The organism is Salinibacillus aidingensis (assembly GCF_055393355.1).
In genome coordinates this window covers 2,718,889-2,732,155 of record NZ_AP043759.1, presented here as the reverse complement: position 1 = coordinate 2,732,155, position 13,267 = coordinate 2,718,889, and the positions used below count along the sequence as shown (strand labels likewise).

Below are 13,267 nucleotides of genomic sequence, written 5' to 3'. Positions count from 1 at the left end.
ACCGGCGAAAGCCACAGGTTCGTGAAATTCCAACGAATGTGAAGCAAATTCGAATCAAGGATATTGGAGAAATTAGAAGAGAAGGTCTTCATACTTATGGAACTCCGGACTGGGAGGATAAAACAGGGCCGATTGTCGAGGAGAACTATATTTTCACAGTAAAACGAAAGCTGATTGTAGACGGATATGCGATGTATCAGCTTATCAGCGGGTGGTATATAACGGCTGCAGATAAATATGTGGATGTTTATAAATATAAGTGATCAGGGGCGTGGCAGCACGTCTCTTTTTTATTATGGAATAAGGTGAAAAACTGTCTTCATACAAGGAGGTTTTCAGAAAAGTCTGGCGAATATATTTGACAATAGACAAATCATGTACAGAGGTGAAGATCAAATGACGAATTGGCTGGAGAAATTTCAGGATCTGCCTGTTACGGCGGTTTCAGATGGGTTGGATAAGTATAATCATTTGTGGCCAACCATTAAACCAGTAAAGGAGACTCAAAAAGCTGTGGGTTATGCGAAGACTGTGCAAATCCCACCAGGAGACAATCAGCTGGTCCTGAAAGCGATTCGTGAAGCACAAGAGGGGGAAATACTCATTGTGGATGCAGGTGGCTACGTGGACCGTGCAGCAGCGGGGGACTTTATCATGGGACTTGCACAGACAATGGGATTCACAGGTGCGATTATTAATGGTGCTGTCCGCGATATACAAGAGATACGGGACCTGGACTTTCCGGTATTTTGTGCAGGATCGACACCTGCTGCAGGATTTAAGCATGGACACGGAAGCATCAATGAGCCCATTTCCTTCAACGGTGTGGTGGTGCATCCAGGGGACCTCATTGTAGCTGAAGAGGACGGTGTGGTATGTGTTCCCCAGGACCGGATTGAAAAGGTTTATGAGAAGGCACAGAATAAGCTGAAAAAAGATGAAGAGCGGGAGGCGAAGGTTTTAGGAGATCGTGCAGCTGTGGTTGAGTATTTGGATGGGCAGTTGAATAAATAGATTTGCATGGGCCTCGTACAAAATGAATTTCCATGTATTAAACCATTGTGGCAGACCATATCCATCATAAAGAACCATTCAAAGCAACAATCTCACAAACTCTTAAATAACAACCTGGCAAAGGAGCTGATCAACCCATGTACGATTTTATAATTGTTGGAGGGGGCATTGTTGGTTTGTCCGTGGGCCTGGCAATAACCAGACAGCATCCGTCCAAAAAAGTACTCATTTTAGAAAAGGAAAAGGAACTTGCGGCTCACCAGACCGGGCATAACAGCGGGGTCATCCATTCCGGAATCTATTATAAACCGGGCAGTTTGAAGGCGCGTCTGGCGAAAAGCGGAAATCAGTCAATGGTGGAGTTCTGCCGGAAGCATGGAATCAATTATGAGGTTTGCGGAAAGGTGATTGTCGCAACGAATCGTGATGAGCAGGCCCAGCTGGAAAAGCTCTATCAGAGAGGAATGGAAAATCAATTAAACATAGAAAGGCTGAATCGCCGGCAACTGCAGGAACGAGAGCCACATGTTAATGGGATTGAGGCCATTAAGGTTCCTTCTGCTGGTATTGTTGATTATAAGCAGGTATCAAATCAAATGGCTGAGTTGATTAGAATGCAGGATGGTGAGATTCGCTGTGGGGAAACGGTCCAGTCGATCACTGAGCAATCAGACCAGGTTACCGTCGAAACAGACAAGAATACCTTTAACGGACGTTTTCTGATCAATTGTGCCGGGCTGCACAGTGATCGAATTGCCTACTTGGCGGGCTACTACATCGATCTCAGGATTGTTCCTTTTCGAGGTGAATATTATAAATTAAAGCCTGAAAAACGGGAGCTGGTCAACCATCTGATTTATCCAGTCCCTAATCCGGATTTTCCGTTCCTGGGAGTACATTTTACGAGAATGATCGATGGCGAGGTTGAAGCAGGACCTAATGCGGTGCTAAGCTTTAAGCGTGAAGGATATACTTTTTCTGATTTTGATCGAAGGGATTTTGGGGAGTTTATGCGTTACAAAGGATTTTGGAAGCTTGCCCGAAAATATATGCGGGAAGGACTTAGTGAAATGGCCCGTTCTCTGTCCAAAGAAAAATTTGTTAAAGAGCTGCAGAGGTTAATTCCTGAGATAAAGTTGGAGGATGTCGTATCAGGAGGTGCCGGCGTTCGGGCGCAGGCACTGAGATCAGATGGCACGCTTGTTGATGATTTTGAGATCATACATGGCAAGCAGAGTCTGCACGTATGCAATGCGCCATCACCCGCAGCAACCGCATCCCTGGAAATAGGCAGGGAAATCGTACGGCAAATGACAGGAAGAGAGATTGTTGTTTAAGGAGAGAGGCATAACCCTTCGATGACCCTTCCGATTTCATCATCGATTTTCCATGGATAGCAGAGGATTGTTGCCTCTGCTTTTTTGTTGTATCAGGAATGTCAAAGAAATTTGATTTATATTGTTAAGGGTTTTTGGGAGATGAAAAAGTCTAATTCCTGCACATATGAAGTACACGTTCAAGATCATGCTTATGTAATTCACCTATCTGGCGTTTTAATTCAGGTCCATGCACAGAAATAATTTTCGAAGTACGTGCCATAGATGGTTTTAACAATCCAGCTTCGTTCCAATATTCCAAAACAACATCAAACTGATTTCCCGGCTGTTGACTGGTTACTGGAGCTATAATGACATCTACATCCAGTGCCAATTCATTTCCGACAATAATAACAGGGCGCTGCTTAGTCTGACGAGTTCCTTTAAAAAGGACATCCGCTAACCAAACATCACCCTGTTTCATCCTACTGCTCATTGTAGATGTCATCCTCCTCATTATCCCACCAGGCATAATTTTCACTTAGTAATATAACATCTCTGGACATATATTTTTCTTTAATTTTATCGAGTACCTTTTGCCTTTCTGCCTCACTCAACATGTCAATTTCCTTAATAATTTTATCGGGAGTAGACATATTATGCACCTCCATTAATCTATACTCTTATTATAACTTATACCCGCGCTGACATAAATGTTCCGATAAAATCTGTTTTTTAAGCTTATCTTCAATTCGGTCAGTAGTTTCGTTATCACGCATGAACTGACCGTAATACCCCCACTTCAAGAATTGAGTGTACCCCAACAAGACTAAGTGGGGGGATAAACGGTCAGTAAATTCCTGATAAGTTCAACTAACGATCAGTGGGGGATGGAGAAAATCCCCACTGATCGAAGTTTCATTTTATCTTTAGCGAAAATATTCATGTCCCGGCCTATATGCACGTTAATAAAATTTCCCGTGACGATACACAATGGTAGACAGTTTCATAACCGCATGGATGTAGCAATTTTCCCGTAACGGAAACGGGTCATTAAAAAACTGTGGCAAAATCGCATCAAGGGTATGCTGCATTTTATCGTGAAGCATTTTAAAGACCTGTTCTTCTGTGTAAAACTGGGTTTCGCGCCCCTGCAGCCACTCGAGGTAGGATACAATGACCCCACCAGCGTTAGCGAGTATATCAGGGACAATGATCACGCCCTGATCACTTAACACTTTGTCCGCCGCACTTGTTACGGGAGCATTTGCCCCTTCCACGATCACAGGAGCTTTGATTTGATGGACATTGTCTTCACGTATTTGGTCTTCAAGGGCAGCCAGAATTAACGCATCCACCTCTAAATACAGAACTTCCTCCCGGCCCAGGATACTTGCTTTTACACCGGATTTTTCAAGCTGTTCTTCTGTGGCAGGGAGATCGCCCTGATTCTGTCTGGTAAAATCAATCAGCCCCGGGATATTCAGCCCCTCTGAATTATAAAGGGTTACATTCCGGTCACTGACTGCAACCACCTTGTTCTGCAAATGGGTACACTGATAGGCTTCCAAAGCGGCAACAGAGCCTACATTCCCAAAGCCCTGTACAGCCATTTTGAGTGGACGGTTGGCAGTCTCAAGTGCTGTTTTGGCAAAGCGGTTATCTGTGTTCGTTAAAAGCTGATGCTGCTGGTTAACAAAATCATGGATTAAATAACGGAAGGTAAAATAGACACCTTTCCCTGTTGCCTCCCGCCGGCCTAAGGATCCTCCATTAACAACACTTTTTCCGGTAAAGCTTCCCCGGTAGGGTTCACCTGGTTTGATGCTTTTATATTCGGCCATCATCCAGTCCATTTCTCTTTCGCCCGTGCCCATATCAGGCGCAGGAATATCCTTATCAGTTCCTAATGCGTCACTAAAGTAATGAACATATTTCACCGCAATTTTATGAAGATCTTTTTCGGAAAAATCCCTCGGGTTGATGATGACTCCACCTTTTCCGCCACCAAAAGGAACTTCGTGGAGAGCATTTTTTAAGGTCATAAGTGCTGCCAGATTCGTTACCTCATCCTCATTGACCGATTCATGAAATCTTATGCCGCCTTTATACGGTCCAAGGGTGTTATTATGCTGGACGCGAAAGGCGGGTATGCGCACCACTTTTTTATTTTCCAGAGCAACGCGTAAAAAGGCTTTATGTATATGGTTCGGTGTGGAGAGTATCGATGCCAGGGAGGTGAAGGCCTGTTTACGTGCATCTCCCGTCAGATTTGGCAAAAAGGTTTCATCTTCAAGCAAGGCATCCAATGAATACTGAACGATGGCTTCTGTACGACTGGCCATTAGACATCCTCCTTTTGTATGATTTAATGCTACGTTTAATGGTAGCATGAATTGGGGGTTATGTCTTCCGAATGTTGCAAAATTTCAGTTATTATAGCGTTCTATCCAGGGGTGGTGGTGGTCTACAATAGATGCTAAAATAAAAATAATTATCATATTAATCATATACTTGAGTTGTTAACAGGAGGAGATTAAATGGCGTGGAAGGATGATTATCAGCGGTGGAAGGAATTTAAGGAACTTGATCCTGATTTGCGTCAGCAGCTGGATGAATTATCTTCAAATGAGACCCGTTTAGAAGAAGCATTTTATAAACCGCTCACATTTGGGACAGGCGGGATGCGCGGGGAGCTTGGCCCAGGAATTAATCGAATGAATATCTATACCATTCGTAAAGCGGCTGAAGGACTAGCTAAATACATAGAAAACCAAGGAGAAGAAGCGAAAAAGCAAGGGGTTGTGGTGGCCCATGATTCCCGTCATCAGTCACCTGAATTTTCCTTAGAAGTTGCTAAGGTCATGGGTGCCCATGGAATTAAAACGTATTTGTTTACGTCGTTACGTCCTACTCCTGTGCTTTCCTTTTCTGTTCGTCATCTGGGGACAGCTGCAGGAGTCGTCATTACGGCAAGTCACAACCCGCCGGAATATAATGGGTTTAAGGTTTACAATGAAGACGGAGGGCAGGTACCTCCCGCACAGGCTGAGAGCATTGTAGAGGAAGTTAATGCCGTAGATAATGAGTTAGCCATCGAAATTGTCGAACAGTCAGAATTAGAGGAAAAGGGATTGCTCCAATGGATGGATGATGCTGTTGATGAAGCCTATCTGAGTCATTTAAAATCCATTACGTTAAATCCTGATGTTATTCAGAGTCAGGCGGATGACTTAAAGATTGTGTTTACTCCTTTACATGGCACTGCCTATCAATTTGTAAAAGAGGGTCTGGATCAGCTGGGCTTTCATCAGGTGACCATTGTGGAAGAGCAGGCCAAACCGGACCCTGAGTTTTCAACGGTGGATTCACCCAATCCTGAAGAGCACCAGGCTTTTACACTCGCGATTGAGTATGGGAAAAAGGAAAATGCGGATATTTTAATTGGAACCGATCCGGATGCTGACCGATTAGGTGTGGCAGTGAGAGGCTCTGATGGTGAATATACCGTTTTAACAGGAAATCAGCTGGGCAGTCTCATGCTCGACTATATTTTAGCCAATAAAACCCCATTACCTGACAATGGCATAATGATTAAAACAATCGTGACTTCAGAATTGGGACGAGCAGTGGCCGCCTATTATGGAGTGGATACGCTGGATACTCTGACAGGTTTTAAATTTATTGGAGAAAAAATCCTCGAATTTGAGAAGACAGGAGCCCATCAGTTCCTGTTTGGTTATGAAGAAAGCTACGGCTATTTAATCAGTGACTTTGCCCGGGATAAAGACGCCGTTCAGGCTGCGATGATGGCTGCTGAACTGGCCGCTTACTGGAAATCTAAAGGGAAAACCCTTTTTGATGCTCTTGATGAAATTTATCAGCGTCATGGCTACTACTTAGAGGACCTACATTCCATTACGCTTAAGGGAATTTCCGGAACAGAGCAGATTGAACAGATGATGGCTGATTTCCGTGAACATCCCCTTGAAAAAGCGGGTGATTTAAAGGTTCAAGCTGTTGAAGATTATGCGACATCAGAGCGTACGTACTTAGCGGATCGTAGTGTGGAAACGATTGATTTACCAAAATCCAACGTTGTGAAGTTTTTACTGGAAGATGACTGCTGGTGCTGTCTGCGTCCATCAGGAACCGAGCCTAAAATTAAGTTTTACTTTGGAGTGAGAGGCGCAACACGAGAAGAAAGTGAACAGCGGCTTGAGCAAGTGAAAGATGCGGTGCTGAAGAGGGTGGAGTAGGTGCCAGCTGGAGTAGGTGCCTGGCACCACCCGGATATTGTCGATAAATGTCGACTTGAGAATATTCCATGAAGAATGCCTGGATTTCAAATGATCCAGGCATTTTTGGTTCCGATATTAAAGCACAATGCAGTCGTTTTTCCAGGAGTGAAGACCATATTTCTTTTGTTTTTGTATGGAAGTGGCCTTCATCAATGTGATTAAGGCCACTTCCACTTTACTTAAGCCTTATGATGTTCTTCAATGATTTTATGAAGGCCATTACCTCAATTTTTCCGGATTGCTCTGTCCTTTATACACCCCATTGCCCAGCCATTTAAATATTATTCGACACAATTCGGGGCGTGACAGGCACCATCACCATAAGGCTATTCGACAAAATCCGGGGCGTGACAGGCACCATACGATTTTACGAATAATTCCATCCCTTTTCTAATATATGTAATATAGATCATCTTTTGTCCAAGTTATTACATCTATAACTGATTTCAGGAAAGGGAGGAATTTTTAATGAAGTATGAAGCGCCGAATCATCCTGGTGCAGTCGTTGAGTTTCGGGAGCGTTATGACAATTTTATCGGGGGTGAGTGGAAGGCTCCGGTAAAGGGGAAGTATTTCGAAAATGTATCGCCGGTAACTGGGGAAGTTTTTTGTGAAATCGCCCGTTCAACAGCAGAGGATGTTGATATGGCCGTAGATGCTGCCCATGAAGCGGCAGCGAGCTGGATGAAAACCTCACCAACAGAAAGAGCCAACATCCTCAACAAAATTGCTGATCGCATGGAAGAGAACCTGGAAACGCTGGCGGTAGCTGAAACATGGGATAACGGAAAGGCTGTACGAGAAACATTGGCTGCTGATCTTCCACTGGCCGTGGATCATTACCGCTATTTTGCAGGTGCCATCCGTGCCCAGGAGGGAGGCATTAGCCAGATTGATGATGATACTGTCGCCTATCATTTCCATGAGCCACTCGGTGTGGTAGGGCAGATTATTCCGTGGAACTTCCCGCTTTTGATGGCAACGTGGAAGCTGGCTCCTGCCCTTGCCGCCGGAAACTGTGTAGTCATGAAGCCTGCTGAGCAAACCCCTGCCTCTATCCATGTGTTCTTAGAGCTGATTCAGGATCTGCTGCCAGCTGGTGTGGTAAATGTCGTCAATGGTTTTGGTGTGGAAGCTGGTAAACCATTAGCCTCACATGATCGAATTGCAAAAATCGCCTTCACCGGAGAAACCACTACTGGCCGGTTAATTATGCAGTATGCTTCAGAGAATATTATCCCGGTTACCCTCGAGCTGGGAGGCAAGTCACCAAATATTTTCTTTGACGATGTGATGGATAAAGACGATGCCTTCTTGGATAAAGCGATTGAAGGTATGGTTATGTTTGCCCTGAATCAGGGGGAGGTATGTACGTGCCCATCCCGTGCGTTGATCCACGAATCCATTTACGATAAGTTCATGGAAAAAGCATTAAAACGGGTGAACGAAATTAAAATCGGTCATCCACTGGATACAGAAACAATGATGGGCGCCCAGGCTTCAACAGAGCAAATGGAAAAAATCACCTCCTACCTGGATATTGGCAAGCAGGAGGGAGCAGAGGTGCTTGTTGGCGGTGAACGGAACTACCTGGACGGAGGCCTTGAAAAAGGATTCTATGTCAAGCCAACCATTTTTAAAGGAAACAATAAGATGCGCATCTTCCAGGAGGAGATTTTCGGACCGGTTCTATCCGTAACTACCTTTAAAGATGATGAAGAAGCCCTTGATATTGCCAATGACACCCTTTATGGCCTTGGTGCAGGTGTATGGACAAGAGATTTCCACAAGGCTTACCGTTTTGGACGAGGAATTGAAGCCGGACGTGTCTGGACGAACTGCTACCATGCTTATCCTGCCCATGCAGCATTTGGCGGTTATAAAAAGTCCGGAATTGGGCGTGAAAATCACCAAATGATGCTCTCACACTATCAACAAACAAAGAACCTGCTCGTAAGCTATAGCAAGGACGCTCAAGGATTATTTTAATTAACCTTGTGTGTCTTTAACAGGGGGAGTCGACTGTGGCTCCCCCTATCCTGAAAACTCAGCTACCATAAAATCCTTTAAGAAAGGATGTGAAAAATGACGGAGAAGGAAAGAGTAGTGGCCACGGATGCCGCGCTTGAACTGATTGAGAGCTTAAAAGAGCAGCACGGGCCGCTGATGTTTCATCAATCCGGTGGCTGCTGTGATGGAAGTTCGCCGATGTGCTATCCCCGGGATGAGTTTCGAACAGGGAATTCAGATGTAAAAATAGGGACGATTGGAGATACCCCTTTTTACATCTCCAAAGATCAATATGAGTACTGGAAGCACACCCAGTTGATTATTGACGTGGTTGATGGACGTGGGGGAATGTTCTCTCTGGAGGGCCCTGAAGGCAAACGATTTTTAACAAGATCAAAGGTTCTCTAGTACACCTGAATTTGCAGGTGTATTTTTTTGTCCTCCTTTATTATATTTCAGAATAACTTTAAGGATCCCGCACACATCCCACCACTACTAAATCCTACGCGCATTCACTTAACCTTCTACTAAGACTATTAAACCAGGAAATTTATAATAGTTTGTAAAATAAAAACAATTCAAAATAATCATGCAATAGATAAACTATTATTCTATAATATAGTTCATAAATCAAAGGAGGTATTTATTTGAAAAAAAGGTTTGTACTACCAATTATTCTATCGTCAGCGGTTGTTTTAGGATCTGCGAATAGTGTACTGGCTCAGCCGCAGAACTCTCTGGAAACAGCAAAGGCAGAAAGCGGGACTGTGTGGAATCAAAATGCGAATGTTCCCCTGTTTGTAGAAGAGAAACTGGCTGAGAAGCAAAAAGGCAGCTCCTCGCAACATGCTCTTAATTATTTGGCTGAAAATGAGAAAAAGCTGGGGATCAGGAACCCGAAGAAAAATTTTAAGGTGAAAAATGTTCAAAAGGATAAGCTGGGTATGACTCACGTTCGCTTCCAGCAGACAGAAAAGGATGTACCTGTTGAGGGAACGGAAATTATCGTTCACTTCAATAAACAGAATGAAGTGGTTGCGGTGAATGGGCATCACAATCAGGCGGTAAAAAATGCTGATGTAAAAACAAATGCCGATTTAACAGCAAGTGAAGCCGTAACCATTGCAAAGTCAGCTGTCAAAGCACCTGAATCTCTAACCTATAAGCCAACTTCAGAACTAGTGGTCTATACCTTTGAAGGCCAAAATACGTTAACGTACAAAGTAAACTTAAACTTCCTCGGTGATCAACCTGGAAACTGGTTTGTATTTGTGGATGCGAATACAGGAGAAGTTGTCGATCAGTATAATGCGTTATTGCATGCCGATGACATGAAGAAAAAAGCGATAAATGGAATTGGACAAGGGGTTCATGGAGAACAGCGAACTCTTCATACGACAAAAGAAACACAATCTGGACAGGAGAGTGTTTTTAAACTCTACGACGAAACTCATCAGAATTTAGAGGGTATTTACACATTTGACCATAATACAGGTGATCTTTTTGAAAATAATAGTAACGCATGGGTGTCTGATTATGCTAGCCCAGCCGTGGATGCTCACTATAATTCTGAAAAGGTATATGACTATTATTTAAATGAACATGACCGAAACTCTCTGGATGGGGAAGGAATGCCGATTATCTCCTATGTTCATTTTGGTGAAAACTATAACAATGCTTTCTGGAATGGCCGCTTTATGACTTATGGTGACGGAGATGGTGAATTTATGGTTCCTTTATCCGCAGGTCTTGATGTGGCCGCACATGAAATGACCCATGGAGTCATCACTCACTCAGCTAACCTGAATTATCGTAATCAATCCGGTGCTCTTAATGAGTCCTTTGCCGACGTGTTTGGCGCTCTTATTGATGCGGATGATTGGGAAGTTGGGGAGGATATCATGGCTTCTGAAGCAAAAGAAAGTGGCCGGACATCTTTGCGCAGCTTAAGTAACCCTGATAAGTATCCGGTATCTGATGACATCGCTCCTTTTGGTGATGGCCAGTATCCTGAACATATGAATGAATTTTATGATCTGCCACTTGATATTGATAATGGCGGGGTTCATATTAATTCATCCATCACTAATCACGCTGCCTATCTCATTGGTGAACAGCTTGGAAAGGACAAGCTCGGCCACATTTATTATCGTGCCCTGACCACCTATTTAACACCAACTTCCAACTTCAGTGATGCAAGGAAGGCAATCGTACAGTCAGCAGAAGATTTATATGGGGAGAGCAGCGAGGAAGTAATGGCTGTAAAAGATGGCTTTGATCAGGTTGGAATCTATTAATACTACTTCTTTAAAGTAAAGCAAGTTTTCATCTTTAATAGAGACGGTAATGTTTTATCATTACCGTCTCTATTTTTGGTAATAAGACCATCCGGTAGATGACATTAAGTGAGTGAAGTTTCTTATAAAAAAAGTGAGATATCACATAACTGGTATAGACATGTATACTTCTAGTTTGATTTTTAACCTGTAAGGCGTTAAAATAAAAATGAAACAAGATATTGTAGGAGTGGACTTATGGGGGAAGCTACTAAATGAGTCCTTCAAATCAAGCATACATTCGAATCGGATGATAGGGATAAATCCACCTAACTCCGGGGCATTCGAATATTAAACTTGTATTTATCGGCCCTGTAAACTGATTTTGTATATTCAATGGGTGTATTTTCGCCTTCCAGATAGGTCGTCCGTTGAATAACGAGTACTGGATCTCCATGATCAATTTTTAGCAGCTGAATTTCTTCTTCATTGGCAAGAGATGCTTCAATGGACTGATCGCCATATGCAATGGAGAACTGGCGTTTATTTTCCATGAATTCATAAAAAGACATATGAATATCTTCCTGTGTCAATTCACCTATTCTTTTTTGCGGTGTGTAAGTGAATTCCAGGGCTACAGGTTCATCATCTGCAAAGCGTATGCGTTTCATTTCATATACTAAATCGGATGAATCTATGTTTAAGGCAGCAGCAACTTTGCGATCTGCGTACATCAGCTGAAAATTCAGCAGCTGGCTTGATGGCGTTAAGCCACGGTTATTCATTTCTTCACTGAAGCTGGTAAGGCCGGACAGGTCCTGTTCAAATTTTTTCTCAGCAACAAAGGTACCTTTGCCTTTTTCACGGTATAGAAGTCCTTCGTTGACCAGGTTATTGATCGCCTGTCGTACAGTCATACGGCTGATCTCGTACTTTTCTGCCAGTTCACGTTCGGAGGGAAGAAAATCTCCAGGTGCGTATATATTGCTTTCGATAAATGTCTTTATTTCCTGTTCCAGCTGGTAATAAATAGGTATGGGTGAATTTTTATTAATCATCTTAAGCATCCCCTAATGTAAGTCTTTTAATATGAGAAATTTTATCAAAAAATTATAAAAATGTACAACTTGAGGTCTAGACCACTAGAAGTGTTTGAAAGGGGAGAATGACATTGAGCAATCAACCTTTGCTTATAAAAAATGTAACAATCTATACAGAAGATGAAGCTATCTCTAATGGAAACATCCTTATTAATAATGGTGTTATCCAATCAATTGATCGAATGAACGAGGAAAGTGAGACCATACCGGAAGATGCCCGTATCATTGATGGCTCTGAAATGACAGCGATTCCGGGCTTTATTGACGGACATATTCACGGGGCATATGGAGCGGACGCTATGGATTCCACAGAGGAAGCATTGGATACGATGGCGTCCTTTTTACCAAAAGAAGGGACAACAAGCTTTCTGGCTACCACGATGACGAACTCCACAGAAAACATTGAGAAAGCATTAGCCAATGCTGAGAATTATAAACAGAAGGACGGGTATGCAGAGATGATTGGTGTGCATCTGGAAGGTCCGTTTGTTGAGAAATCCAAAGCGGGTGCTCAGCCTCAGGAACACATTTTAGAGCCGGATTTAGAAAAGTTTAAGAAATGGCAGGAGATGTCCGGAAATACGATTCGAACCATTACGATGGCCCCTGAGCACGATACGGATGGTTCGTTTATGCAGGAATTGGCTTCCCAAGGTGTGAATGTCTCTGCGGGTCATACAGATGCGAATTTTGAAGGAATAAAAAGAGCTATTCCTTTTGGCTTGCATCAATTAACCCACCTTTGTAATCAAATGAATGGGATTCATCATCGGGACATTGGTGCTGTAGGGGCCGCATTCCAGCTGGAGAATTTGCAAGCGGAATTGATTGCAGATGGTGTCCATGTAGCTCCGGAAATGCTGCAATTAATTTACCGGAATGTCGGTAGCGATCGGTTAATTTTAATCACCGATGCGATGCGGGCAAAAGGTTTACCGGATGGTGATTACGAATTAGGAGGCCAGCCTGTCATCGTTTCGAATGGGAAAGCAGTGCTGGAAAACGGGACATTGGCCGGTAGTATCTTAAAAATGCGGGATGCTGCCAAGCGTATGCTCGAGATTAATGATGCAGACATCCGGGACATCATTAAAATGACGGCTGTGAATCCGGCAAAACAAGTCGATGTTTATGACCGGAAAGGAAGCATTTCGAAGGGGAAAGATGCAGATATTTTACTCATAGATGATGATTTGAATATTCAATACAGTCTGTGTCGGGGAACGATTGCATATAAAGGAGAATGAGCG

11 protein-coding genes are annotated in these 13,267 nt (G+C 43.3%); 7 read left to right on the top strand and 4 right to left on the bottom strand.

The genetic code is table 11. The features are described 5' to 3' along the window. Positions 1–375 precede the first annotated feature (375 nt). Both ACZ5OK_RS14390 and lhgO read left to right on the top strand, forming a co-directional pair. Positions 376–1,014, top strand: a complete 639-nt coding sequence (locus ACZ5OK_RS14390) for an RraA family protein (protein ID WP_343837911.1) — start codon at positions 376–378, stop codon at positions 1,012–1,014. A 137-nt stretch (positions 1,015–1,151) separates the two neighbouring features. Next, positions 1,152–2,351, top strand: coding sequence for an L-2-hydroxyglutarate oxidase (lhgO, locus tag ACZ5OK_RS14385; RefSeq protein WP_343837909.1), 1,200 nt, complete (start codon positions 1,152–1,154; stop codon positions 2,349–2,351). A 151-nt stretch (positions 2,352–2,502) separates the two neighbouring features. On the opposite strand, the gene ACZ5OK_RS14380 is transcribed toward lhgO, so the two are convergent. From ACZ5OK_RS14380 to ACZ5OK_RS14370, 3 genes are all read right to left on the bottom strand, one after another. After that, complete coding sequence (locus ACZ5OK_RS14380; protein WP_343837907.1) at positions 2,503–2,814, bottom strand: type II toxin-antitoxin system PemK/MazF family toxin; 312 nt, start codon at positions 2,812–2,814, stop codon at positions 2,503–2,505. Position 2,815: 1 nt separating this feature from the next. Further along, the gene (locus ACZ5OK_RS14375; protein WP_343837905.1) at positions 2,816–2,986 is read right to left on the bottom strand and encodes a hypothetical protein; all 171 of its coding nucleotides are present in this window, start codon (positions 2,984–2,986) and stop codon (positions 2,816–2,818) included. A 309-nt stretch (positions 2,987–3,295) separates the two neighbouring features. Continuing rightward, complete coding sequence (locus ACZ5OK_RS14370; protein ID WP_343837903.1) at positions 3,296–4,675, bottom strand: Glu/Leu/Phe/Val family dehydrogenase; 1,380 nt, start codon at positions 4,673–4,675, stop codon at positions 3,296–3,298. Positions 4,676–4,870: 195 nt separating this feature from the next. Between ACZ5OK_RS14370 and ACZ5OK_RS14365 the strand changes: the two genes are divergently transcribed. The 4 genes from ACZ5OK_RS14365 (at position 4,871) to ACZ5OK_RS14350 (ending at position 10,938) form a co-directional block, all read left to right on the top strand. Then, a complete protein-coding gene (locus ACZ5OK_RS14365; RefSeq protein WP_343837900.1) occupies positions 4,871–6,589 on the top strand; it encodes a phospho-sugar mutase in 1,719 nt (572 codons plus the stop codon). A gap of 510 nt (positions 6,590–7,099) precedes the next feature. Then, positions 7,100–8,620 carry an aldehyde dehydrogenase gene (gene adh, locus ACZ5OK_RS14360; RefSeq protein WP_343837898.1) on the top strand — a complete coding sequence of 507 codons (1,521 nt, stop codon included), beginning with the start codon at positions 7,100–7,102 and terminating at the stop codon, positions 8,618–8,620. A gap of 96 nt (positions 8,621–8,716) precedes the next feature. Continuing rightward, positions 8,717–9,049, top strand: coding sequence for a DUF779 domain-containing protein (locus tag ACZ5OK_RS14355; protein WP_343837895.1), 333 nt, complete (start codon positions 8,717–8,719; stop codon positions 9,047–9,049). 239 nt (positions 9,050–9,288) lie between these two features. Continuing rightward, positions 9,289–10,938: a M4 family metallopeptidase gene (locus tag ACZ5OK_RS14350; protein ID WP_343837893.1), complete on the top strand. Its 1,650-nt coding sequence runs from the start codon at positions 9,289–9,291 to the stop codon at positions 10,936–10,938. A gap of 308 nt (positions 10,939–11,246) precedes the next feature. On the opposite strand, the gene ACZ5OK_RS14345 is transcribed toward ACZ5OK_RS14350, so the two are convergent. Next, the gene (locus tag ACZ5OK_RS14345; RefSeq protein WP_343837890.1) at positions 11,247–11,975 is read right to left on the bottom strand and encodes a GntR family transcriptional regulator; all 729 of its coding nucleotides are present in this window, start codon (positions 11,973–11,975) and stop codon (positions 11,247–11,249) included. 107 nt (positions 11,976–12,082) lie between these two features. On the opposite strand from ACZ5OK_RS14345, the gene nagA reads away from it, so the two are divergent. Beyond that, positions 12,083–13,264, top strand: coding sequence for an N-acetylglucosamine-6-phosphate deacetylase (gene nagA, locus ACZ5OK_RS14340; RefSeq protein WP_343837887.1), 1,182 nt, complete (start codon positions 12,083–12,085; stop codon positions 13,262–13,264). Positions 13,265–13,267 lie beyond the last annotated feature (3 nt).